The following is a 25,362-nucleotide window of genomic DNA, read 5'->3' as shown; positions in this document are numbered from 1 at the left end:
CCGGTGCACGCTGCCAACCCGCGCCCCCAGGCCGCGCCCAGCGCCGGCGCGCCCTTGCTGCAACTGCGCCAGCTGCGGCGCGAATTCCCCGCCGGGGAGGGCACGATCGCCGTGCTCAAGGACATCGACCTGGACATCCGCGCCGGGGAGATGGTGGCCATCGTCGGCCAGTCCGGCTCGGGCAAGTCCACGCTGATGAACATCCTGGGCTGCCTGGACCAGCCCACGCGCGGCGTGTACCGCATCAACGGGCGCGAGACGGCGCAGCTCGATGCCGATGCGCTGGCGCAGCTGCGGCGCGAATACTTCGGCTTCATCTTCCAGCGCTACCACCTGCTGGGCGATTTGAACGCGCTGGACAACGTGCAGGTGCCGGCCATTTACGCCGGCGCCCCGGCGGCGCAGCGCCAGGCGCGCGCGCACCAGCTGCTCGAACGCCTGGGCCTGGGCCAGCGCACGGCGCACCCGCCGGGCAAGCTCTCGGGCGGGCAGCAGCAGCGCGTGTCCATTGCGCGGGCGCTGATGAATGGCGGCCAGGTGATCCTGGCCGACGAGCCCACCGGCGCGCTGGACTCGGCCTCGGGCGAGGAGGTCATGCGCATCCTGGCGCAGCTGCACGATGAGGGCCACACCATCATCATCGTCACGCACGACATGCAGGTGGCGCGCCACGCGCAGCGCATCATCGAAATCCACGACGGGCAAATCGTCAGCGACCGGCCCAATGCGCCGCAACGCAGCGGCGCAGCGGGGCAGGGCGAGGGCGAGGGCGAAGCTGCGGCCGCCCCCGCTGCCCCTGCCACGGCCCGCGCTGCAGCGCGCCCGGCGCCGCTGGCCGCGCTGGGCCGCCTGGGCGAAGCCCTGCACATGGCACTGCGGGCCATGAATGCGCACCGGCTGCGCACCTTTTTGACCATGCTGGGCATCATCATCGGCATTGCCTCGGTGGTCTCGGTGGTGGCGCTGGGCGAGGGCTCGCGCCGCGCCGTGCTGCAGAACATCGCCTCCATCGGCACCAACACCATCGACATCCGCCCTGGCAGCGGCTTTGGCGATCGCCAGGCCAGCCGCATCCGCACGCTGGTGGCGGCCGATGCCGATGCGCTGGCGCAGCAAGGCTATGTGGACAGCGTCACGCCCAGCGTCAACAGCGCGGCCACCGTGCGCCATGGCAACGTCGAGTCCAGCGGCCAGGTGCGCGGCGTGGGCGAGCAGTTCTTCCAGGTGCGCGGCTTGCGGCTGGCGGCCGGACGCTGGTTTGGGCGCGAGGCCGTGCATGCGCGCACGCAGGAGGCGGTGATCGACGACAACACGCGCAAGACTTTTTTTGCCGATGGTCGCGACCCCATCGGCCAGGTGCTGCTGCTGGGCCGCGTGCCGGTGCGCATCGTGGGCGTGCTGCAGCCGCAGGCGGCGGGCTTCAACCCGGACTCGGGCAGCGTCACCGTCTACGTGCCCTACACCACGGTCATGGGGCGCATCTCGGGGCAAAGCCACGTCAACACCATCACCGTGCGCGTGCGCGACGATGCCTCCTCGCAGGCGGCCGAGGCCGGCATCACGCAACTGCTCACGCAGCGCCACGGCCGCCAGGACTTCTTCCTGATGAACTCCGACACCATCCGCCAGACCATCGAGAGCACCACGCGCACCATGACCTTGCTGGTGGCCTCGATCGCCGTGATCTCGTTGCTGGTGGGCGGCATCGGCGTGATGAACATCATGCTGGTCTCGGTCACCGAGCGCACCAGCGAGATCGGCGTGCGCATGGCCGTGGGCGCGCGCCAGAGCGACATCCAGCAGCAATTCCTGATCGAGGCCGTGCTGGTGTGCGTGCTCGGCGGCCTGCTGGGCATTGGCTGCGCGCTGGCCTTTGGCGAGCTGTTCGCGCGCTTGATCCGCGACTTTCAGCTGGTCTTCTCGGTGCAGGCCATGGTCTGGGCCTTTGCCTGCTCATCGCTGATCGGCATCGTGTTTGGCTTTCTGCCGGCGCGCAGCGCGGCGCGCCTCAACCCCATCGACGCGCTGTCGCGCAACTAGGGGTTGTTCACACTGTGCAAGGAGTCGCAACGTGAATCGCAAGGACATGTGTGTGATGAACTTCCCCCTGTCTCGTCCCCGCCGCCGCCGCGCTGTGCTGGGCGCGGCCTGCGCTCTGGCGCTGACGCTGGCAGGCTGCGCCAATCTGCAAACGGCCTACACCCCGCCGCCGCTGGCCGTGCCTGGCAACTGGAGCGGCCAGCGCGCAGCTGCGCCGGCTGATGCCGCGGTCGAGCCGGCCCAGGCCGCACAGTGGTGGACAGCGCTGGGCGATGCGCAGCTCAACCATTTGATTGCCCAGGCCCTGCAGCACAGCCCCGACATGGCGCTGGCGGCCTGGAACATCCGCCAAGCCCAACTGGCCCTGGGGCTGGCGCAGGACAAGGCCCGCCCCAGCCTGGGCGCCAGCGCCTCAGTCGGCGCCAGCCGCGACTTCGACGCCGCGCGCAGCGGCCAAAGCCACAGCCTGGGCCTGAACCTGAGCTATGAGCTGGATTGGTGGGGCAAGCTGGCCAGCCAGCGCGATGCGGCGCAGTGGCGCCACAGCGCCACGCAGCAGGATCGGCGCAGCACGGCCCTGGTGCTGGTGGCCAGCGTGGCCACGCTGTACTGGCAGCTGGCGCACCAGAACGAGCAGATTGCCAGCAGCGCGCGCAGCCTGGAGTACGCCCGGCGCACCCAGGCGCTGGTGCAGGCGCAGTATGAGGCTGGCGGCGTCTCCGGCCTGGAGCGCCAGCAGGCCGCGCGCAGCGTGGCCGCGCAGCAGGCCGCACTGGCGGCCTTGCAGCAGGCGCGCGCCAGCACGCGCCATGCGCTGGCCGTGCTGCTGGGCCAGCCGCCCACGGGCGATGCCCTGGCTGCGCTGCTGCCCGATGGCGAGCCCCAGGCCCTGCCCGCAGGCGAGCTGCCCGAGCTGCCGCTGCAGCTGCCGGTCCAGGTGCTGGCGCGCCGCCCTGACGTGCAGGCCGCCGAGGCCCGGCTGCGCGCCACGCTGGCCGATGGCGACGCGCTGCGCGCCAGCTACTACCCCAGCATCAGCCTGACGGCCGGTCTGGGCAGCAGCGCCCAGTCGCTGGGCCAGTGGCTGTCCAACCCGGTGGGCACGCTGGGCGCCAGCCTGGCGCTGCCGTTTTTGCGCCAGCGCGAAATGCGCCTGAACAGCGAGGTGGCGCACGCCAACTATGAAGCTGCGGCCGTGGGCTTCCAAAAGACTTTGCTGCAGGCCCTGCAGGAGGTGGAGGACGCGCTGGCCGCGCGCCAGCAGTTGCAGCAGCAGCGCCATTGGCTGCAGCAGCAGCGCGATGCGGCGCTGCAGGTCGAGTCGCTCAGCGAGGCGCGCTACCGCAACGGCGCGGTGGCGCTGCAAGTCTGGCTGGACGCGCAAGAGGCGCGCCGCAGCGCCGAACTGGCCCTCTCGGCCAACCGCCAGGCCCAGCTCAATAACCTGCTGACGCTGTACAAGGCTCTGGGCGGCGCGCCGCGCGAGCCTTGATGGGGGCGGGGGAGCGCAAAGTGCATAACACGCTCTAGTCGCGCAGCGCGGCGCTCAATTGGTCGATCAGGATCGCCCAGGGCGGCTCGTCGAGCTGCTTTTGCTCTCGCAGGAACTGCGCCTGCGCCGTGCTCCAGAACGGCGCATCGGCCAGCAGCACCTCATCGGGCAGCGGGTGGTGCTCGGTGATGAAGTCGGCGATCTGCACGGGGGAGCTGGGCAGGCCGAGCTGCTCGAACAAATCGCTGAAGCTGGCGCAGCGCTCAATGAATTCGGGGCTGTGGATGGGCATCAAGGGCTCCTGGTTCTGTGTGGCGTGGGGATCGCCAGTTACTCGGCGTTTGGCGTTCGCGGGCCGCGCTCGCTCGGGCGCCTCTCAATGGGCGCGGATCATGGTGCCGTAGGGCGTGTCGGTGAGGATCTCCAGCAGCATGGCGTGCGGCACGCGGCCATCGACGATGTGCACGGAGTTCACGCCGCTCTTGGCTGCATCGAGCGCGCCGGCGATCTTGGGCAGCATGCCGCCGGAGATGGTGCCGTCGGCAAACAGCGCGTCGATCTCGCGCGCCGAGAGATTGGTCAGCAGCTTGCCTTGCTGGTCGAGCACGCCCGGCGTATTGGTCAGCAGCATCAGCTTCTCGGCCTTGAGCACCTCGGCCAGCTTGCTGGCCACCAGGTCTGCGTTGATGTTGTAGCTCTCGTTCTGGTCGCCGTAGCCGATGGGGCTGATGACGGGGATGAAGGCATCGTCCTGCAGCGCCTTGACCACGCTGGGGTCGATGCTGAGGATCTCGCCGACCTGGCCCACGTCGTGCAGGATGCTCGGGTCCTTGTGGTCGGCCATGCGCAGCTTTTGCGCGCGGATGAAGGCGCCGTCGCGCCCGGTCAGGCCCACGGCCTTGCCGCCGGCCTGGTTGATCAGGCCGACGATGTCTTGCTGCACCTCGCCGGCCAGCACCCATTCGACGACTTCCATGGTCTCGGCATCGGTCACGCGCATGCCCTGGATGAAATGGCCGGTCTTGCCCAGGCGCTTGAGGGCCGACTCGATCTGCGGGCCGCCGCCGTGCACCACCACGGGGTTGATGCCCACCAGCTTGAGCAGCACCACGTCTTCGGCAAAGGCTGCCTGCAGCTGCGGCTCGGTCATGGCGTTGCCGCCGTATTTGATGACCATGGTCTTGCCGTGGAACTTGCGGATGTAGGGCAGGGCCTGCGCGAGGATGCGGGCCTTGTCGTGCGGGGCGATGGCGGTGGCGTCGGTCATGGTGGCAAGAGGGGGGAAGTGAACACAAAGCAGCGCAGCCCCGCCATGGAAAAGCTCGGCAGCGGGCTGCGCAGACCTTGCCCGCATTGTGCCCCAAGGGATCAAGCCTGCGGGCCATGGCCCGTACACTGTGCGCCCGCGATCACGACAACAAGGGCCTGTCATCACAATCGCCGCCAACAGCGCCCGATCCTGGGGATGAGGGCGGCGCGAGGATGGTGATGACAGGCCCAATACCAACAGGAGATACGACGATGAACGCCCCCATTTCCCCGGCGCTGCAGGCTGCGCTGCGGCAGGTTTCCATCGACGACAAATACACGCTGGAGCACGGCACGGCCTTCATGAGCGGCGTGCAGGCGCTGGTGCGCCTGCCGATGCTGCAGCGCGCGCGCGATGCCGCCGCCGGGCTGAACACGGCCGGTTTCATCAGCGGCTACCGTGGCAGCCCGCTGGGCGGTTACGACCAGGCGCTGCAGGGCGCGCGCGCGCACCTGGCGCGCCAGCACATCGTGTTCCAGCCCGGCGTCAATGAGGAATTGGCCGCCACCGCCGTCTGGGGCACGCAGCAGCTGGACTTGCAGCCCGAGCACAAGAAGTACGACGGCGTATTCGGCATCTGGTACGGCAAGGGCCCGGGCGTGGATCGCTGCTCGGACGTGTTCAAGCACGCCAACATGGCCGGCACGGCGCGCCACGGCGGCGTGCTGGCGCTGGCGGGCGACGACCACGTGGCCAAAAGCTCCACCGCCGCGCACCAGAGCGATCACATCTTCAAGGCCTGCGGCCTGCCGGTGTTCTTCCCCAGCAGCGTGCAGGACATCCTGGACATGGGCCTGCACGCGCTGGCGCTGAGCCGCTACGCCGGCCTCTGGTCGGGCATGAAGACCATCCAGGAGGTGGTCGAGTCCTCGGCCTCGGTCTGCATCGACGCGCAGCGCGTGCAGATTGCGCTGCCCGGCGATTTCGAGATGCCGCCCGGCGGCGTGCACATCCGCTGGCCCGACGCGCCGCTGGCGCAGGAAGAGCGGCTCATGAACACCAAGTGGTATGCGGCGCTGGCCTACATCCGCGCCAACGGCCTGAACCACAACGTCATCGCCGGCGCGCAGGACCGCTTTGGCCTGATCGCCAGCGGCAAGGCCTACAACGACACGCGCCAGGCGCTGCAGGACCTGGGCCTGGACGAGGCCGCCTGCCAGCGCCTGGGCATCCGCGTGCACAAGGTGGGCGTGGTCTGGCCGCTGGAGCCGCAGGCCACGCAGGATTTTGCGCGCGGCCTGCAGGAGGTGCTGGTGGTCGAGGAAAAGCGCCAGCTCATCGAATACCAGCTCAAGGAGCAGCTCTACCACTGGAGCGCGGCGCAGCGCCCGCGCGTGCTGGGCAAGTTCGACGCCGGCGAGGACGCCAGCGCCGAGCTGGGCGGCGAATGGGCCCAGCCCAACCCGGCGCGCAGCACGCTGCTGCGCGCCCATGCCGACCTGAACCCGGCGCTGGTGGCGCGCGCCATTGCGCGGCGCCTGCTGGCGCTGGGCGTGCCCGAGGACTGGCGCGCGCACCTGCAGCAGCGCCTGGCCGCGCTGGATGCGCGCGAGCAGGCGCTGGCGGCGCTGGAGGTCAAGACCGGCGAGCGCATCCCCTGGTTTTGCAGCGGCTGCCCGCACAACACCAGCACCCGCGTGCCCGAAGGCTCGCGCGCGCTGGCCGGCATCGGCTGCCACTACATGGCCAACTGGATGCCCGACCGGCGCACGGCCACCTTCACGCAAATGGGCGGCGAGGGCGTGACCTGGGTGGGCCAGCAGCCCTTCACCAACGAGGCGCACGTCTTTGCCAACCTGGGCGATGGCACCTACTTTCACAGCGGGCTGCTGGCCATCCGCCAGAGCATTGCCGCCGGGGTGAACATCACCTACAAAATCCTCTACAACGACGCCGTGGCCATGACCGGCGGCCAGCAGGTGGGCGAGCGCCCCGAGGGCCATTCGGTGCTGCAGATCATGGCCAGCGTCATCGCCGAGGGCGCGGCCCAGGTGGTCATCGTCACCGACGAGCCGGCCAAGTACCAGGGCGCGCCGCTGGCGCCGGGCGTGCAGCTGCACCACCGCGACGAGCTCGATGCCGTGCAGCGCGCGCTGCGCGAGGTCAAGGGCACGACGGTGCTGATCTACGACCAGACCTGCGCCACCGAAAAACGCCGCCGCCGCAAGCGCGGCAAGCTGGCCGAGCCGCCGCAGCGCGTGTTCATCAACGAGCTGGTCTGCGAGGGCTGCGGCGATTGCTCGCTGCAGTCGAACTGCCTCTCGGTCGAGCCGCTGGCCACGCCGCTGGGGCGCAAGCGCCGCATCAACCAAAGCACCTGCAACAAGGATTTCTCCTGCCTCAAGGGCTTTTGCCCCAGCATGGTCACGGTGCACGGCGGCCAGCTCAAGCGCGCCACGGGCGCTGCTGCCGCCGCCGCTGCCAACGCCGCTGGCGCAGTCCGGCCGGCCCTGCCTGCGCCTGAGGATCTGCCACCGCTGCCCGAGCCGGCGCTGCCCCAGATCGAGAGCGCCTGGGGCATCGTCGTGGCCGGCGTGGGCGGCACCGGCGTCATCACCATCGGCCAGCTGCTGGGCATGGCCGCGCACCTGGAAGGCAAGGGCGTCATCACCCAGGATGCCGGCGGGCTGGCGCAAAAGGGCGGCTCGACCTGGAGCCACATCCAGATCGCCGCGCGGCCCGAGGCGCTGTTCAGCACCAAGGTCGATGCCGCCAAGGCCGATCTGGTCATCGGCTGCGACGCCATCGTCGCCACCAGCGCCGCCACCCTGGCCACCATGCAAGAGGGCCGCACCTACGTGGCGCTGAACCTGCACGGCACGCCCACCGCGCTGTTCGTGCACGATCCGAACTGGCGCTTTCCCGCCGCCTCGGCCGAGGCGGCGCTGCAGCGCGCCGTGGGCCCGCAGGGCCTGGGCGCGCTCGACGCCCAGGCCCTGGCCACGCGCCTGCTGGGCGACAGCATCTTCACCAACCCGCTGCTGCTGGGCTTTGCCTGGCAGCAAGGGCGCATCCCGCTGTCGCGCGCGGCGCTGCTGCGCGCCATCGAGCTCAACGGCGTGCAGGTGCAGAAAAACCAGCAGGCCTTCGAGTGGGGCCGCCGCGCCGCGGCCGATCCGGCGGCCATGCAGGCCCTGGCCGCGCCCCCGGCGCAAGTCATCGAGCTGGTGCGCCAGCCCAGGCCCGGCCCCGAAGACCTGGCCAGCCTGGTGGCGCTGCGCGTGCAGCACCTCATCGCCTACCAGAATGCCGCCTATGCGCAGCGCTACGCGGCGCAAGTGCAGCACATGCAGGACGTCGAGGCCGCCACCGGCCAGACGGCGCTGGCCGAGGCTGTGGCGCGCAACCTGTTCAAGCTCATGGCCTACAAGGACGAATACGAGGTGGCGCGGCTGTACACCGACGGCCAGTTCCGCGCCCAGCTGCAGGCCCAGTTCGAAGGCGACTACCGCCTGCAATACCACCTGGCGCCGCCGCTGCTGGCGCGCAAGAACGCCCAGGGCCAGCCCATCAAGACCCAGTTCGGCCCCTGGATGCACTGGGCCCTGGCGCTGCTGGCGCGCGGCAAGGCGTTGCGCGGCACGGTCTGGGACATCTTCGGCAAGACCGAGGAACGCCGCATGGAGCGCGCGCTGATCGAGGAGTACCGCGCCATGCTTGAGCGCCTGCGCCAAGGCCTGCAAGGGCTGCCGGCCGATGCGCCGCGCTGGGCGCTGGCGCGTCAGATCGCCAGCGTGCCCGAGGAGATTCGCGGCTTCGGCCACGTCAAGCACGCCGCCGTGCACAAGGCGCGCCAGCGCTGGCAGCAGCTCTGGCACGAGTGGGACGCCCAGGCCCAGGGCGCAGCGGCAGAGCCAGAGCGCCTGCGCGCATGAACCGATGAACCGATGAACCGATGAACCGATGAACCGATGAGTGAACACACCGCCGCCACACGCCCCGGCGCGCTGGCCGTGGCCTTGGCCGGCCTGTTGGCGCTGGCCATCGCCATGGGCCTGGGGCGCTTTGCCTTCACCCCCATGCTGCCGCTGATGGTGCGCGATGGCCTGATTGATCTGCGCCAGGGCAGCTGGCTGGCGACCCTGAACTACCTGGGCTATCTGCTGGGCGCGCTGGCCTGCATGGCCTTGCCCTGGCTGCTGCGCCAGCCGCAGCGCCTGCGGGCCTGGGGCCCCTGGCTGCTGCTGGCGGGCCTGGCGGCCACGGCCGTCTTGCTGCTGCTCATGGCGCTGCCGCTGGCCTGGCTCTGGCCCGGCGTGCGGCTGCTGGCCGGGGCGGCCTCGGCCGTGGCCTTCGTGCACACCTCCGGCTGGTGCCTGGAGCAACTGGCCATGCGCCGGGCCGGGCAGCTCGGCGGCATCGTTTACAGCGGGCCTGGCATCGGCATCCTGGCCTCGGGCCTGATGGCCTGGGCGCTGCAAGCCAGGCCGGCGCTGCTGACCTGGGCCGTGCAGGCCCTGGCGGCTGCGGCCATGGCCGCCTGGGTGCTGCGCGTGGTCTGGCGCAGCGGGGCCTTGCAGCGCGCAGCCAGCGCCGCTGACGCTGATGCCGCCTCAGCACCTGCACCTGCTGTTACGCCCGCCCCATCCACAGCCCCATCGGCCCCGGCAAGCGCATCGGCCCAGCCCGCCGCGTGGACGGCCCAGCCCCTGCTGCTGGCGCTGGCCTACGGCCTGGCCGGCTTTGGCTACATCATCACCGCCACCTACCTGCCCGTCATCGCCCAAGGCGTGATCCCCGGCTCGCGCTGGATTGCCTGGTTCTGGCCCATCTTTGGCGCCTGCGTGGCCCTGGGCGCGGCCAGCACCGGCCTGATCCCGGCGCGGGTGGATCGGCGCTGGCTGCTGCTGCTGTGCCATCTGCTGCAGGCCGCCGGCGTGGTACTGCCCCTGCTGCTGCCCAACGCCACGGGCTTCGTGCTGGGCAGCGCGCTGCTGGGCCTGCCCTTTACCGCCATCACCCTGTTTGGCATGCAGGAAGCGCGTCGCCTGCGCCCGGCCCAGGCCACGGCCTTCATGGGCAGCCTGACGGCCCTGTACGGCCTGGGGCAAATCGCCGGCCCGCCGCTGGTGGTGCGGCTGCTGCACGGCGCTGCATCGCAACAGCAAGGCTTCGCCCTGGCGCTGTGGGTGGCCGCCGCCGGCCTGCTGGCCGGCGCACTGCTGTACGGCCTGATGCTGGCCTTGGAGCGCCGCCGCCTGCATGCCCCACGGTGACGGCTGCGGCTTGGGCTGGGGTATGCAGGGGCTGGGCCCGCGCCATTTTCTTTATGATGCGCCTGCCATGCCCGCCACACCTGCCGTGCCCACCATGCCTACCACCCCGGATCGCCCAGCCGCTGCCGCCTTGCTGCAAATGCAAGGGCTGCGCTTTGGCTATGGGCCGCGCGCGCTGTTCGATGGCCTGCAGGCGCAGATCGACCGGCCCGGCGTGTATGGGTTGTTCGGGCACAACGGCAGTGGCAAATCCACGCTGCTGAAATTGCTGGCCGGGCTGCTGGGGCCGCAGGCCGGTCAGATTCGCGTGCTGGGCCAGGTGCCGCGCCAGCGTCGGCCGCAGTTCCTGCAGCAGGTCTACATCCTGCCCGAGGAGTTTCACCTGCCCGATCTCACGCCGCAGCAGCTGCAGCGCACGCACGGCGGCTTTTACCCGCAGTTTGACGCGGCGCTGTTCGCGCACTGCCTGCAGGCATTGCAGGTGCCCGGCGCGCAGCGCTTTGGCGGCATGAGCCTGGGGCAAAAGAAAAAGGCCGCGCTGGCCTTTGCGCTGGCCGTGCGCACACCGCTGCTGCTGCTGGATGAGCCTACCAACGGGCTGGACATCCTCGGCCGCAGCCGCTTCAAAGAGCTGTTGATGCAGCCCGAGCAGGCCGGGCGCACGGTGCTGGTCAGCACCCACCAGGCGCACGATCTGGAGCAGGTGCTGCAGCACATCTGGTTTCTGGGCCAGGGGCGCTTGCTGCTCGACGCCAGCATGGCCGAGCTGGGCCAGCGGCTGCGTCTGGGCCTGGCGCCGGCAGGGCAGGCGCTGCCGCCGGGGCCGCCGCCCATCCACCAGGAGGCCATGGGCGGGCACACCGTCTGGCTGGCCGCGCGCCGGCCTGGCGAGCCGGCCGCGCCCGTGCCGCTGGAGCTGCTTTACAAGGCCATCAGCCTGAACGAAGCGGGCGTGCTGGCGGCGCTGCAAGCGCCCCCCGCCCAGGAGGATGCACCATGAACGCGCCTGCTGCGCCATCGCCCTTCTTCAGCCTGCCGCGCTTTGTGCGGCTGGCGCGTGTGCAATGGGCCGAGCGCTGGCGCGGCTGGGCCGGCTTCGCGCTGGCCGGGGCCTTGCTGTATGCGCTGCTGCTGGCCCTGGCGGTGGGCAACAGCTACAGCCACAACGCCTTGCAGACCAGTGGCCAGGCTGAGCTTTACGCCGCCGGGTTGCTGCTGTCCGGGCCGGTGTTTGCCGGGCTGTACTTCCAGGGCCTGCGCCAGCCTGGCGCCGCCTTGCTGCTGCTGATGCGACCGGCCTCGGTGTTCGAGAAATGGCTGCTGGCGGCGCTGACGCTGCTGCTGGCCTATCCGCTGGCCTATACCTTGGTCATTGGCGCGCTCAACGGCCTGGGCGCAGCGCTGGAATACCAGCTGGCCGTGGCGCACTTTCAGTCGCTGAGCGAGGCGCAGCGCGGCTCCCTCACCATGCCCAGGCCGCAGCAATGGGCGCTGTTTCACCCATTGCGCATGGCGCCCCACCCGGATCGTGCGGGCCTGTACGACGCCGTGGCCGACCGCCTGGGCGTGGCGCTGATGTTTGCCGGCCTGTGCGGCTTTGCCGTGCTGGGCAGCCTGTGGTTTCGCCGCGCGCCCGCCATCAAGACGGTGTTGCTGGGCTTGGCGCTGTTCATGGCCACCGGGCTGCTCGATGCCGTGGGCGACGGCGTGCAGTTGAGCCGGCTGGAGCTGGCCCAGCTGCTGCCCGGCAGCCTGCAGGCGCAGCAGGCCAGCGCGCTGCAGCAGCTGGTTGTGGCCCTGTTCTGGCTGGGCACGCCGGCCCTGCTGTGGCTGGCGGCCTGGCGCGCGCTGCATGAGCGGGAGCTGGCATGAGGCGCAGCATCTCCATCGGCCTGTTTTTGCTGGCGCTGGGCCTGTTCTGGGGCGCCATGCTGCTGTCGGGCCAGTTCGCGGCGCATGAATCCTCGCGGCAATTGCTGGACGAGGCCCTGCTCGATGGCGCGAATGAAGTGGTACTGCTGGGCGCACACACCCAGCCTGCCTGGGCGAGACAAACCGAAGTCAGCTTCGGCAAAGGGCCTGGCGCCTACGCCCGCCTCATTGGCCGCGCCGTGCAACTGCGCAGCTGGCGCCAGGGCGAGCGCCTCTATCTGCAGGCGCACAGCCCCATGGCCGGTCAACCTGTCGGCATTCTGAAGCTGCACCTGCCCGCCCACATCCGCCGCCTGCGCGGCGCCGACCTGACTCTCCGCACCGAGGTGCCAATGCCCGCCCTGCATGTCGAGGCCCAGGGCATCCACTGGCAGCGCGGCCAGGTCGGGCAGCTGCAGCTGGTCTCGCACATCCCATGCCGCCCCGAAGACGCCCAGCCCGAGGCCGGCCCAGCCAACCCTGCCCCCAACACCACCCCCAGCGCCGCCCCCGAAGCCGCCCAACCGGCCGAGCCCGCGCCCATGCCCGCCGCAGCCCAGGCCCGCTGCAGCCAGCATGCAGACGCCTCCGGCGAGGTCGTGGTCAATGCCCAGCAGGTCGAGCGGCTGTGCATCGTCAACGCCGGCGGCCGCGTTGAACTCCAACATGGCGGGCAACTGCAGCAACTGCAACTGCACGCCAGCGAAGACAGCCGGCTGGACAGCCACCAGCTCAGTACCGTGCTGCCCCTGCTGCAACTGCAGCCCCTCACCCCCGAGCAGCGGCAGGCACTGCAGCAGCCCTGCCCGGACTGCTTCGTCAGCGACAGCCTGCCCCTGTGCGCCCCGCCTGCGCCGGTAGGGCCGTAGCACAGCTTGTGCTTTGTGGCGGACTGGGGCGACCCAGGTGACCACAAGGCTTGTGATATCACTCCCTGTCTTCCAGTTGATGCCATACACGCAAGACATACACCATGTCGGAGTCACTATCGAACAAGTAGCGGATGACATAGCCGTATGAGCCGAACGCGAGCACTGCCTCTCGCTGTCTCGGCATCGATGGCACAGGGCGGTAGATAGTAGGGTTCTCCTTAATTTTTTCAAGCTGGTCAGCAAGAGCAAGCTGTGCCCTCGCTGCGGCTTGTGGGCTTCTCGTTGCAAGAAATTCCACGACCCGCTCAAGATCTTTCTGCGCTGCCTCCGTGAGTCTTATTTTTCGCATCGGGCTTGAGGCTGAGGGAGCGGGGTTGCAGTAGACAGGGAGCGCAGCCAAGCAATGCAGTCTTCACCGTCGTAGTAGATGCCCGTGTCTTGGTAGTGCCTCCACGCCTCATCGGCTTCACGGTTGTGCCGTGCCTGCTCCTCTTCAAATTCGATGTACTTCATTACTACTTCGCGTACCAGCGCATGGGCTGGGCGCTTTTTTTGTGTGGCAATGGCGCGAAGTCGTTCGCGGGCGTCGCTGGGGAGCTTGAGCGACATAGGTGTGGTGGTTGCAGTCATAGGCATACCTTCAGAAAAGTAGTGCCCAGTATATCTAGAGACTACTGAGGAGCAAGATTTTGCATAACGAAATCGCCTCCCAGAAAGTTTTTGATTTAATTCATTACATACCCAGCTGATCTGAAGTAATTGGCGCACTCTTGCGCCGAGAACAGATCAACCAGTTGCCCCATGCGCTGCCACAGCGCATCCACCGTGCGCTCACCCGCCCTGCGCAGCAGGGCCTTGAACTTGGCAAACAGCTTTTCAATGGGGTTCAGATCCGGCGAGTACGGCGGCAGATAGCGAATGCTGGCGCCAACACCTTCGATGGCTTCTCGCACGCCCGCCACTTTGTGACTGGAGAGGTTGTCGGCAATGACGATGTCGCCAGGGCGCAGCGTCGGGCACAGAAAGGTTTTGACCCACTCCAGAAACAAGGCGCCATTGATGGGGCCATCGGTCACCATAGGGGCCGTCAGCGCATCACAGCGCAGGGCGGCAATGAAGGTGCTGGTTTTCCAGTGCCCATGCGGGGCGCTGGCCACGCAACGCTGACCGCGCGGAGCACGTCCGCGCAGCGGCGTCATGCAGGTGCTGCTCCAGGTCTCGTCCAGAAACACCAGATGCCGGGCATCGAGCCGGGCCTGCTGCCGTATCCAGCTCGCCCGTGCTTGCTGCACGTCTTCACGTTCCTGCTCGCTGGCGTGCAGCGTTTTTTTGAAGCTCAGCCGCCATTTGTTGAGCTGGTGCCACAGCGCCGAGCATTTGATGCTGATGCCATGCTCACCCAAACGCTCGCACATTTGCACCAAGCTCAGATCGGGCTCGGCCTTGATCCAGTCGCGGATCGTGCCCTCCATTGGCGCCAGTCGGGAGATGCGCTTGCCGCCTTGCTGCCTGCTGCTGCGCTCGCCTTCTTTCTCGAAGCGATCACGCACCCGATATACCCACATGCGGCTGACTTCATAAGTCGACGGGCAATGGCGCTGGGGCGCTCTCCACGATCCAGCGCTCCCAGCACTCGGTCTCGAAGGTCTTGCGAATAGGCTCGCATTTCAGGCTCCAGCTGAAAGAAAAAACCCGTTATGTAATCTTCTCAATCAAATTTGCTCTAACGACCGATCCATGCCTTTCATTTGTCTTCCTTGTGTGAAGTGACCCATTTCAGTTTGAGCATTGCACGTTGACGCTTTTGGCAACCATAGCCAATACCCGCCAATGACGTAACATGTCGTAATTCGTGTTACGACAGGCGCTTAAGGGGATTCCATGGATCAGGTACAACCGGAAAGTTCGGACATCGCGGCAGAGTTGAAGATCGACGTGACCCTGATCGCCAAATTGAATCTGGCGGATTTTCAGAATGCAGTCCCGTTGATCCGGGATCTCTCGCTGATCAACGAAACCGACCAGACGCATGAGCAGATCGAACTCATCCTGACTTCCGAGCCGCCCTTTTTGAAGCCACGTCGTTGGCGGATCGATGCGCTGGCGGCGCATTCGCGCTATCCAATCCGCGATTTGGACCTGAGCCTGGACGGCGGACTACTGGCACGGCTGACGGAAGCAGAGACGGCCACGGTTTCGCTGACACTGTGCGCCGTGGGCGCGCAAGCGTCCGCCCCGGCTCTTGCACGGCACGAGAGCCGTCTGGAATTGCTGCCGCGCAACCAATGGGGCGGCCTCTCGCATCTGCCTGACCTGGTTGCCGCGTTTGTGCAGCCCAACGACCCGGCGGTGGATCGGCTGCTCAAGCGCAGCGCCGAGGTGCTGCGCCAGCACGGCCGCAACCCTGCGCTGGACGGCTATGCCGGCGGCGCCAAGCGCGCCTGGGAGCTGGCTTCGGCCCTCTGGGGGGCCACGGCTGGCATGCAGTTGGACTATGCCTTGCCGCCCGCCAGTTTCGAACAGTCCGGCCAGAAGGTGCGCAGCCCCAGCCAGATCGAAAGCTCCGGCCTTGGCACCTGTTTCGACCTCGCGCTGCTGTTCTGCGCTGCGCTTGAGCAGGCAGGACTGAATCCGCTGCTGGTCTTCACCGAAGGCCATGCCTTTGCCGGCGTCTGGCTGCAAGCCGAGGAATTCTCCACCACCGTCGTTGACGACGTGACCGCCTTGCGCAAGCGCCTCAGGCTCAAGGAGCTGGTGCTGTTTGAAACCACCCTGATCACGCAGCGCCCCGCTGTCCCCTTCAGCTATGCCACCGAACGCGGCGCGCAGCAGGTGGACGAATCCCAGGATGCGGCGTTCCGGCTGGCCGTGGACATTCGCCGGGCGCGGCTACAGCGCATCAAGCCATTGGCCAGCGCGGAAGCGGCGGCAGCGGCAGCGTCGGACGCTGAAGTGTCAGCCTCGCCCACGCCTGCCTTGCCAATGTTTGAAGACGCGCCTGAGCTGCCCGACAGTGCGCCGGCCCATGCGGAAGATGCCAGCCTGCTCGACCCGCAGGACCGGCTGCTGCGCTGGCAACGCAAGCTGCTGGACCTTTCGCTTCGCAACAATCTGCTGAACTTCAAGGGCGGCAAGAAAGCGCTCAAGCTGGAGGCGCCAGACCCCGGCGCGCTGGAAGACCTGCTGGCCAGCGGCCAACCGCTGAAGCTGCGGCCGCGCCCGGATCTGATGGACGGCGCCGATCCGCGCGATCAGGCCATCTACGAATCCCGCGAGCGCGAAAACCTGCGCCGCGCGCATGCGCTGGAAGCCTTGCAAAAACGCGAGGTTTTCATCGGCGTTGCCGAAGCCGAACTCGACACACGGCTGACCGAGCTATTTCGCAGCGCCCGCACGAATTTGCAGGAAGGCGGCGCCAACACGCTTTATCTCGCCCTGGGCTTTTTGTCCTGGACGCGCGAGGACCGCGACGGTCAGCGCTATCGCGCCCCCTTGATCTTGGTGCCGGTCAGCCTGCAACGCCAAAGCGCCCGCTCGGGCTTCACGCTCAGCCTGCATGACGATGAGCCCCGCTTCAATCCGACCCTGATCGAGATGCTGCGCCAGGACTTTGAACTGAACCTAGGTAGCCTCGAAGGCGAGTTGCCGCGAGACGAGAACGGGCTGGATGTCGCTGCGGTCTGGAAAGCCGTTGGCCACGCCATCAAGGACATCAAGGGTTGGGAAGTGACCGAGGACGTGGTCTTGTCCATGTTCTCGTTTGCCAAGTACCTGATGTGGAAAGACCTGGCCGAGCGCAGCGAGCAGTTGCGCGAAAACCCGGTCGTGCGCCACCTGCTGGACACCCCGCGCGACCCTTACCCGCCTGGCGCGCCGTTCCCGCAGGTGCGCGAACTGGACCGGCACTTCGACCCCAAGCAGGTGTTCTGCCCCTTGCCGGCCGACTCCTCACAGTTGTCGGCCGTGCTGGCGGCCTCGCAGGGCAAGGACTTCGTCCTGATCGGCCCGCCCGGCACCGGCAAAAGCCAGACCATCGCCAACCTGATCGCCCAATCCCTGGCGCAGGGACGGCGCGTGCTCTTCGTGTCCGAAAAGATTGCGGCGCTGGACGTGGTCTACCGGCGCTTGCGCGAAATCGGCCTGGGCGAGTTCTGCCTGGAGCTGCATTCCAGCAAGGCCCGCAAGCGCGACGTGCTGGCCCAGCTGCAATCAGCCTGGTCCAGCAGCGGCCAGGCCGACGCCGAACAGTGGCGCGCAGAAGCCGACAAGCTCAAGCAGTTGCGCGATGCGCTGAACATCTACGTCGAATGCCTGCATCGGCGCCGCCGAAATGGTTTGAGCCTGTTCGACGCGATCGGCACGGTCAGCACCGGACACGATGTCCCGGCGCTCGAAATGGCTTGGCCCACGGCCGATCAGCACGATCATGCCGGCATCGAGCAGTTGTGCCACGCCGTGGACCGGCTGGAAGTCAATGCGCAAGCCATCGGCCATGCCACGCTGGCGCAACACCCCTTGGCCCTCATCGGCCAGGGCGACTGGTCGCCCACCTGGCAGCAACAACTGCTCACCGCCGCGCGCGAGGTTCTTCCCGCCGCCCAGGCGACGATCGAATCCGCCGAGGCATTCGTCCAGGCCATCGGGCTGCCTGCGCCAGCGCTGACGGCCCAGACCTGCGAAGCGCTGCTGATCCTGGCCCAACGCCTGCCATCGGCAGCCGGGCACGACTGGCGCTTCGTCCTGCGCCCCGATGCACATGCGCTGTGCCAAGGTCTGCAAAAGGGCGCCGCACTGCTGCGCCGCCATGCCGAGCTGAATGCACAGCTCTCTGAGCTGTGGCCCGCCTCCGTCGTGGCCGCCTGCACCGACGGCCTGGCAGCGCTTACCGAGCACCGGCAGATCCATGCCCAGCTCGGCGAGCCTTGGGCAGCTCGCACGGTCGTGCAAATGCAACAGGGGCTGGAGCTGCTGGCCCGGATCACGCAACACCACGCAGCGCTGTCGGCTCCGTATGAGGCATCGATCGAACAGCTCGACGTCGCCGAGCTACAGCGCCGCTGGGAGCAGGCCGAGCAGGCGTTCTGGCCCAAGTCCTGGCTGGGCAAACGCAAGGTCACGGCGCAACTGTCTGGCGCCATCAAGGGGCAAGCGCAGCCCGACGTCCGCAACGATCTACAGCATTGGAACGCCATCCGCGCCTTGCGCCAACAGGTGCAAGCCATGACCCCCGCGCAGGAATGCGCCTGCGTTTGGGCCGGGCTGGATACCCAGCAAGACAAGATGCGCACGGCCCTGCGCTGGCAGATCGCCCTGGCCGCCGTGCGCGAAGGCCGAGCGTGGGAAGACGACGGCTTCGACGCCATCGCGGACGGCCAATGCGGGGCAGCCCTGCAAGCCGATTTGCAGCGGGCGCGCCGACTGCGCCAATTAGAGCAGGCCATTGCCGCCCATGCCGCGCTGGAAACGGCGACCGACGGCCTGTGGGCCGGCCACGCCACGCAAACCGATCACCTGCGCGCCGCATTGGATTTCTTGAGCGACCGGCGCAAACACCTCCAGCAAGGCCCTCTGGATGCAACCCATGCCTGGGTCGAAGAAGGCGCTTGCGGCTCCACCCTCGCGCGCGATCACCAGACGCTTTGCCAACGCGCCGAAACCGAACAGGCACTGGCTGCCCTGGACGACTTGCGTGAATCCACCGCCGGCCTGTGGAAAGGGCTGGGCACCCATCTGGACGAACTTGCACAGGCCAGCCAGCTCCACGAGGATCTGGCCGCCGCGCTGGCGCGCCTGGCCGCCACGCCCGAACAGATTGCCGCCTGCAAGGCGCCGCTGCATGCCCTGTTGGGCGATGCCAATGCCTTGCTGGCGCCAGGCGGGCGCATCGCGCTGGCTGGTGCGCGGTATGTGGAGTGCCGGACGCAGCTGCTTGCCCGGCAGGAGGCGTTCGCGGCCATCGGCGGCCTTGCCGAGACCGCCCAGATACGCTGGCACGCCCTGTCATTCGACGGACTTATCGAGCAAAGCCAATCCATCCTGCGCGCAGAACACAGCCTGCGCAGCTGGTGCGCCTGGCGTCAGGCGCGCAGTGAAGCACTGGCATTGGGACTGGCCGCGCTGGTGCAGGGGATCGAACAAGGCCATGTCCAGCCCGGCCAGGCCCGCCGCACCTTTGAAACCAACTACGCCCGCTGGTGGCTCAACGCCGTGGTCGATCACGAGCCGGTCATCCGCGGGTTCGTCAGCGCCGAACACGAACAGCGCATCCGTGACTTCCGCGCGCTCGACGAGCGCTTCACCGCCCTGACCCGGGACTGGCTGCGCGCCCGCCTGTGCGCCGAACTGCCCTCGCCGGACAACGTCAGCCGCAACTCCGAATGGGGCGTTTTGCGGCGCGAGATTGGCAAGAAGCGCGCGCATCTGCCTTTGCGGGAGTTGCTGGCCCAGATTCCCGAAGCCCTGACCAGACTCACGCCCTGCTTGCTGATGAGCCCGCTGTCCATTGCCCAGTACCTCCAGGCAGGGGCCAACGCCTTCGATCTGGTGATCTTCGACGAAGCCTCGCAGATCCCGGTCTGGGACGCGATCGGCGCCATCGCCCGCGGCCGTCAGGTGGTGATGGTCGGCGACCCCAAACAGTTGCCGCCCACCTCGTTCTTCGACCGCGCCGAATCCGGCCTTGACGACGGCGACGTCGAGGCGGATCTGGAGAGCATCCTCGACGAGTGCATTGGCGCCAACCTGCCAACCCGCGACCTGAACTGGCACTACCGCAGCCGCCATGAAAGCCTGATCGCGTTCTCCAACCACGCCTACTACGGGGGGGAGCTGGTCACCTTTCCTTCCCCCGTCACCCATGATCGCGCTGTCAGCCTGCAACGGGTCACCGGCGCCTACCAAAAAGGCGGCGCGCGAACCAACCCGGCCGAAGCCAAGGCGCTGGTTGCGGACATCGTCGCCCGCCTGACCACGCCCGGATTCCGCGAAAGCGGCCTCACGATCGGGGTGGTCACGTTCAACGCCGAACAGCAGAAACTGATCGAGGACATGCTCGACGAAGCCCGGCGGAAAGACCCGCGACTGGAGCCCTACTTCGCCGAGAGCGAACTGGAACCCCTGTTCGTCAAGAACCTGGAAAGCGTGCAAGGCGATGAGCGCGACCTCATCTACTTCTCCATCACCTATGGCCCGGACCCCGCCGGCCAACTGGCCATGCACTTCGGCCCACTCAACCGCCAGGGCGGCGAGCGGCGGCTCAACGTCGCCATCACCCGCGCACGGCACGAGCTGCGCGTGTTCGCCAGCTTCCGCGCCGAGCAGATGGATCTGGCACGCACCCAGGCCATCGGCGTACGCGATCTCAAGCACTTCCTGGAATTCGCCGAATACGGCGCTCGTGCGCTGGCGACCGCAAACAGCGGCAGCCTTGGCGGCTTCGACAGCCCCTTTGAACAGGCCGTAGCCACGGCCCTGGCCCAGCGCGGCTGGCAAGTCCAGCCGCAGATTGGCGCATCTTCGTTCCGCATTGATCTGGGCATCGTCGATCCCGACGCACCTGGCCGTTACCTGGCCGGCGTGGAATGCGACGGCGCCACTTACCACCGCAGCGCCACGGCGCGCGATCGCGACAAACTGCGTGAGCAGGTCCTGCGCGGTTTGGGCTGGGAAATCCTGCGCGTCTGGTCCACCGACTGGTGGATCGACCCCGCTGGCACCCTCGACAGACTGGATGCCCGGCTGCAAGCCGTGCTCGCGGCCCAGCGCGAGCGGCGCGCCCAACAGGCCGAACGCGAAGCCGAAGCCGAACGCCTGGCGCAAGCGGCCATCGCACAGGCCATGGCCCCGGTGGCGACGCCAGACGAGAAAGCGCCGCTCCCAACCGAGGCGACCCCGAACGCAGCGCAAGCCCCCGCCACCGTGACCGCACCGCAGGCCGAGGAAGTCTTTGCCCGCCAGATCGGCGCAGCAGCAGCAGCCGAAGCCAATGCCGAGGCCGAATCAATAACGCCAGCGCAAACCGCGCGTTATCGGGTCACTCATCCCGCTGAAGCCGTCGCTGGTGCCGATCCCGAACGCTTTTTCGACAGTGAATACAACGACACCCTGTCGGCCATGATCGCCCACGTCATCGAGCATGAAGGGCCGGTGCTCGACACCCTGCTGGCTCGCCGCATCGCCCGCGCCCACGGCTGGCTGCGCACCGGCGGCCGCATCCGGGAGCGCGTTTTCCAAATCGCGCGCGCCCGCCACCGGACAAGCGATGAAGAAGTCGGCACCTTCTACTGGCCCGACCATCTGGACCCCGCAGCGGAAGCGCCTTTCCGGGCGCCCGCCGAAGAAGACAGCGTGCGCGCAGCCGACGAGATCAGCCTGCAAGAACTGGCTTCACTGGCCCGCGCCGTGATCGCACGCGGCGCCCAAGGCGAATCGAGATACACCGCAATGGCGCACGCACTGGGCCTGCAAAAGCTGGGCGCCGCCAGCCGAGCACGCTTGACGCTGGCCTTGCAGGCCGTATCGCCCAAGCCGTGAGGTGATGCCAGCCCCGTCCAGATCGCTGATCTGTTTCACCGCGTCGGTGTGGAAAAACCGCTTCGTATCGCTGCGCCCTGGATTGCTTCTCGCCACAGCCAATCTCGACGCAGCCAAGCAGCAGTTTCAGTGGCATCCCGACCCGACAACACCAAGGCGCAATACGCCCCGCTCAACCGCCTGCAAGACCCCGACCCCAAAACCCGCGCCCACCTCGCCCGTATCATCACCGGCACCTGCGGCGCGGGGCAAAACGCTTACGTGACCATCAATAACAAGGCGGAGGGGAGTGCGCCGTTGTCGGTGGTGGAGCTTGGAAACGGTTATGAATGAATCACTGTTAAATAAAAATTCAATGGCTTGTTTACAGAAAAGACGCTCACTCTCCTCACAGGACATCTTCCTGTCCCATTGAAGAGGATGAGACAGTACCTCGCGGCCCACACACGTGCGTGGCAAATGAGAAAATTACGGCCTTCATTCAGACTACTTCAAATTGGAGATGCTATGGCTGCAACCTTGCAAAATGCAGAAGCAGTAAGAAACAACAAGCTTAATGAACAAGCTGTCACCGAAGATAAAACAGACTCCAGAACATCTCCCTACCATTTGCGCATCTCGCGTCTCACTGTTGACAAGCTGGGTGTCAAGCTATACGACAAAGTGAGTGCGGTGGTCGCTGAGCTAATCGCCAATGGATACGACGCCGACGCAGAAGCTGTCACCGTGCGTCTTCCGCTCAACCTTCAATTAGCCTCTCAGGCCGGCGGAAAGCTGCGAGACCTCGGTTACGTGATTGATGTTGAGGACGACGGTCACGGCATGACACCAGAGGAGGCGATTGATTTTTACCTGCGCGTCGGAGCCGACCGCCGTACGCGCAAAAACGAGGACGGGAGCAGGTCGCGCGAGAAAAAGCGGCCAGTAATGGGTCGCAAGGGCATCGGCAAGTTGGCGCCTTTTGGGATTTGCCGCCGCATTGAAGTTTGGTCTGCCGGGGGCCCCAAGACCAAGGACGGCTACGCCATCACGCACTTCTTCATGGACTTCGACAAGATCGTCACCGACGACGACGAGGCCGTACCCCTTGAGGTTGGCAGCGAAGACCGTGGCTGGAGCCCAACGTCAGGGACTCGTATCAGATTAACCTCCTTTCTGGCCAAGCGTGTTCCCGACAAGGAGACTTTCTTGCGCCAATTAGCGGTACGATTCACGTTTGCTAAGCCGGACTTCAAAATCATGGTTGTCGACACGACTGCCAATGAAGCCAAGCCGCTTGAGGTAACCCCCTTGGACATACCGTTATTGCCGGGCTCGAGAGTCGACCTAACCAAGGAAGACCCCGTCATCGCTGACGACGGCACCACATTACCAGTGTCGGGCTGGTTAGGCATGGCCAAGGAGGCCTACAAGAACGAAGAGATGATGGGAGTTCGTATCTATGCCCGTGGCAAGATTGTGGGCGTAACACGGGACTTCAATCAGCCTGCCGGTTTCACCGGAGAGTTCGCGATGCGCTCCTACTTGGTCGGTCAAGTTGAAGCGGAGTGGCTGGATCTCGACAACGGTGACGACCTCGTAAGGACCGACCGCCAAGACATATTGTGGTCATCCGACTACGGCGAATTGCTGCGACGCTGGGGTGCGGAGCTCATCAAAAAGATCGCCCGCATCTCGCGTGAACCGCGCCGAGTGCGTGTACGCGACGAGTTCCTTCGCAAGTCTGGCATTGAAGACAAAGCGCGTCAGCGATTTGGGGACAAGCAGGTCGCTCGCGTTGCCGTTGACTTGGCGAAGAAGTTCGGCGGCTTCGCCGCCGAGGATGAATTGAGCGACGATGTGTACGTCGAAGACCTTTCTCAGATCATCCTGTCGGTCGCTCCGCATCAGGCACTGATGGAGGCATTCCACGACTTCACTAATCATGTGACTAAGGGCGAAGCGTCGATTGAGCAGATGCTGGACATCTTCGACAAAGCTCAGATCGCTGAGCTGGCCTCCTATGCTCAGATCGCAGCCCAGCGCGTGCGGGTGATCCAGGACCTGCAACAGATCATCGACGAGTCGACGGACGAAAACCAATTCCAGAAACTCATCGCGCAGGCACCCTGGCTCATTGAGCCGTCGTGGATCGTGATCACGAAGAACCAGAGTTTGAAGAATTTCAAGCATGCGTTCGAGCAATTCTGGAAGCGCACTCACAAAACTGACGTAGTTCTGGCAATTGACCAAGAGGCCAAGCGCCCTGACTTCACGCTGGTAAGCATTGACGGCCTCTTGCACATAGTCGAAATCAAGAAAGCGGACCACAAATTTGACGACTCCGACTTTGCTCGATTGGTCAACTACGTTGACGCATTCGACGCATTCTTTCAGGAAAACAGGGAAACGGTGGCAGAGTTTTACAGGGGCTGGCAAATTGACTTGGTCGCCGACGGCGAGAGCTTGAAGGACAGTAGCAAACGACACGCGTATCTCGGTTTAACGAAGGAGAAAAAGATCAATCGCATGTCTTGGCAGGACTTCTTGAGCCGTGCAAAGAAAGTGCACGAGCAGTTCTTGGAGGTGCATGACCTTGGCGCTGAGAAGCGGCAGGGGAAGCAGGCATGAGCAAATTGCGCGCCGTGAGCCTGTTTTCCAACTGCGGTGCCGGCGACATCGGCTATCGTGAGGCGGGCTTTCGCTTTGACGTGATGGCCGAACTGGACCCCCGCCGTCTTGATGTCTGCCTACTCAATCACCCTGGTGCTGAAGGCGTCCCAGGTGACCTGCGCAAAACGTGGCAGACTGTTATTAAGAAATACCGCGCACGTGCAGGACAAGTGCATCCGGCCCTGCTTTGCGCTTGTCCACCTTGCCAGGGCATGAGTTCTGCCCGCTCGGGGAAGGGCAGTCACGATGACGCTGACGCAGGCTCGAAGGACGCGCGCAACCTTCTGGTGACGATAATCGCCAAGGTTGCACTGAAGCTGATGCCGTCTCTCATAGTGGTCGAGAACGTTCCGGCATTTTTCACGCGCAAGGTGCATCACCCAAAAGACAAGAAGCCAGTCTCGGCAGCAAACTACCTCATCTCTTCGCTGGCTAAGCATTATGTTGCGTTCCCGTTGGTTGCGGACTTATGCGACTTTGGCGTACCGCAGTCGCGGCACAGAGCATTCCTAACTTTCGTGCGTAAGGATCTGCCAGATCTGAAATCCCTATTGAGCATTGGTCGGGCGCCATTTCCATGTGCTACGCATGCTCCCGATGTCGGTAATGCCTCCCCGATTTCACTGGCAGATGCACTCGCAGCTTTCGCGCTACCAGCTTTGGATGCGGCAAAGCCTGAAACCGCCAATGCGCAGGAGTATGGAGGCTTTCACTCCGTGCCTGTTTGGGATAAGCGCACCTATGCCATGGTGGCGGCTATTCCCAGTGGATCGGGCCGCAGCGCATGGGACAACGACATCTGCCGTCACTGTGGGCCGGTCAAGGTCTTGCCTGAGTCCGTCACCTGTCCGAAATGTTCGGAGCCACTTCTTCGTCCCATCGTGCAAGAGAATGATGGTAGTTACAGATTGGTCAAAGGATTCAAGAGCAGCTACCGTCGCATGCATGCCGATCGTCCGGCAGCTACCGTTACTACGGCGAGCGGGCACATCGGCAGCGACTACACGATCCATCCAACGCAAAACCGGTTGCTCAGCCCGCTGGAATGCGCGCTCCTGCAAACTTTCCCGATCGATTTTAAGTGGGGTGATACTCTCAAGAAACTTGGCCACACGAATGTGCGTGAAATGATAGGCGAAGCTGTTCCACCCGCATTTACTAAGTTGCATGGCGAAGTGCTGTGTGGCATCTTGAAACGCAAGTGGAATCGTGCTTCCATGGCCTTCAGTGACGATCGCATCATCAAGGGATGGGCAAAGCTTTCTCTAGCAGCCCAAAAAGACGGGCGTAAAGACCCAAGAAAATATTTTGACTACTCAAGGAAAGTGATAAGGTAAA

The 25,362-nt window shown here is 66.0% G+C and carries 16 protein-coding genes; 11 read left to right on the top strand and 5 right to left on the bottom strand.

Annotation, left to right across the window (positions count from 1 at the left end; all coding sequences use genetic code 11):
- Positions 1-3: 3 nt before the first annotated feature.
- Positions 4-2,040, top strand: a complete 2,037-nt coding sequence (locus CK625_RS05030; RefSeq protein WP_238945528.1) for a MacB family efflux pump subunit — start codon at positions 4-6, stop codon at positions 2,038-2,040.
- 55 nt (positions 2,041-2,095) lie between these two features.
- Positions 2,096-3,532, top strand: coding sequence for an efflux transporter outer membrane subunit (locus tag CK625_RS05025; protein WP_095539209.1), 1,437 nt, complete (start codon positions 2,096-2,098; stop codon positions 3,530-3,532).
- 34 nt (positions 3,533-3,566) lie between these two features.
- On the opposite strand, the gene CK625_RS05020 is transcribed toward CK625_RS05025, so the two are convergent.
- Positions 3,567-3,824, bottom strand: coding sequence for a DUF2789 family protein (locus CK625_RS05020; protein ID WP_095539410.1), 258 nt, complete (start codon positions 3,822-3,824; stop codon positions 3,567-3,569).
- An 84-nt stretch (positions 3,825-3,908) separates the two neighbouring features.
- On the bottom strand, positions 3,909-4,799 hold the full coding sequence (gene argB / locus CK625_RS05015; protein ID WP_095539208.1) for an acetylglutamate kinase: 891 nt from the start codon (positions 4,797-4,799) through the stop codon (positions 3,909-3,911).
- A 254-nt stretch (positions 4,800-5,053) separates the two neighbouring features.
- Here argB and CK625_RS05010 point away from each other — a divergent pair, with 254 nt between their 5' ends.
- The 5 genes from CK625_RS05010 to CK625_RS04990 all read left to right on the top strand — a co-directional run bounded on the left by CK625_RS05010 (position 5,054) and on the right by CK625_RS04990 (position 12,837).
- A complete protein-coding gene (locus CK625_RS05010; RefSeq protein ID WP_095539207.1) occupies positions 5,054-8,716 on the top strand; it encodes an indolepyruvate ferredoxin oxidoreductase family protein in 3,663 nt (1,220 codons plus the stop codon).
- 36 nt (positions 8,717-8,752) lie between these two features.
- Positions 8,753-10,057, top strand: coding sequence for a YbfB/YjiJ family MFS transporter (locus tag CK625_RS05005; RefSeq protein WP_095539206.1), 1,305 nt, complete (start codon positions 8,753-8,755; stop codon positions 10,055-10,057).
- A gap of 94 nt (positions 10,058-10,151) precedes the next feature.
- The gene (locus CK625_RS05000; protein ID WP_238945527.1) at positions 10,152-11,057 is read left to right on the top strand and encodes an ATP-binding cassette domain-containing protein; all 906 of its coding nucleotides are present in this window, start codon (positions 10,152-10,154) and stop codon (positions 11,055-11,057) included.
- Positions 11,054-11,929 carry a hypothetical protein gene (locus tag CK625_RS04995; RefSeq protein ID WP_095539205.1) on the top strand — a complete coding sequence of 292 codons (876 nt, stop codon included), beginning with the start codon at positions 11,054-11,056 and terminating at the stop codon, positions 11,927-11,929. Before CK625_RS05000 ends, CK625_RS04995 begins: the two co-directional genes overlap by 4 nt.
- The gene (locus tag CK625_RS04990; protein WP_095539204.1) at positions 11,926-12,837 is read left to right on the top strand and encodes a hypothetical protein; all 912 of its coding nucleotides are present in this window, start codon (positions 11,926-11,928) and stop codon (positions 12,835-12,837) included. Before CK625_RS04995 ends, CK625_RS04990 begins: the two co-directional genes overlap by 4 nt.
- A 58-nt stretch (positions 12,838-12,895) precedes the next feature.
- Here CK625_RS04990 and CK625_RS14265 read toward each other — a convergent pair whose 3' ends face one another.
- From CK625_RS14265 to CK625_RS04980, 3 genes are all read right to left on the bottom strand, one after another.
- A complete protein-coding gene (locus CK625_RS14265) occupies positions 12,896-13,189 on the bottom strand; it encodes a type II toxin-antitoxin system RelE/ParE family toxin (protein ID WP_095539203.1) in 294 nt (97 codons plus the stop codon).
- Positions 13,177-13,470: a CopG family ribbon-helix-helix protein gene (locus CK625_RS13620; protein WP_143326184.1), complete on the bottom strand. Its 294-nt coding sequence runs from the start codon at positions 13,468-13,470 to the stop codon at positions 13,177-13,179. Before CK625_RS13620 ends, CK625_RS14265 begins: the two co-directional genes overlap by 13 nt.
- 95 nt (positions 13,471-13,565) lie before the next feature.
- Positions 13,566-14,506, bottom strand: a protein-coding gene (locus tag CK625_RS04980) for an IS630 family transposase (RefSeq protein ID WP_420894298.1) whose coding sequence is annotated in 2 segments (ribosomal slippage) — positions 13,566-14,420 and positions 14,423-14,506 — 939 coding nt in all. Because the reading frame shifts where the segments join, the coding sequence is not laid out codon by codon here.
- 215 nt (positions 14,507-14,721) lie between these two features.
- Between CK625_RS04980 and CK625_RS04975 the strand changes: the two genes are divergently transcribed.
- The 4 genes from CK625_RS04975 to CK625_RS04960 all read left to right on the top strand — a co-directional run bounded on the left by CK625_RS04975 (position 14,722) and on the right by CK625_RS04960 (position 25,361).
- Entirely contained in the window at positions 14,722-21,372 is a 6,651-nt protein-coding gene (locus CK625_RS04975; protein ID WP_095539201.1) for a DUF3320 domain-containing protein, read from the top strand.
- A 129-nt stretch (positions 21,373-21,501) separates the two neighbouring features.
- Positions 21,502-21,705, top strand: a complete 204-nt coding sequence (locus CK625_RS04970; protein ID WP_095539200.1) for a hypothetical protein — start codon at positions 21,502-21,504, stop codon at positions 21,703-21,705.
- A gap of 174 nt (positions 21,706-21,879) precedes the next feature.
- Positions 21,880-23,982, top strand: a complete 2,103-nt coding sequence (locus CK625_RS04965; protein WP_095539199.1) for an ATP-binding protein — start codon at positions 21,880-21,882, stop codon at positions 23,980-23,982.
- Positions 23,979-25,361 (top strand): DNA cytosine methyltransferase, encoded by a 1,383-nt coding sequence (locus CK625_RS04960; protein ID WP_095539198.1) that lies wholly within the window; start codon positions 23,979-23,981, stop codon positions 25,359-25,361. Before CK625_RS04965 ends, CK625_RS04960 begins: the two co-directional genes overlap by 4 nt.
- Position 25,362: the final 1 nt, after the last annotated feature.

Source organism: Vandammella animalimorsus, from assembly GCF_002285265.1.
GTDB lineage: Bacteria > Pseudomonadota > Gammaproteobacteria > Burkholderiales > Burkholderiaceae_C > Lampropedia.
The sequence above is the reverse complement of the archived record's forward strand: the minus strand, read 5'-3'. Positions and strand labels throughout refer to the sequence as shown.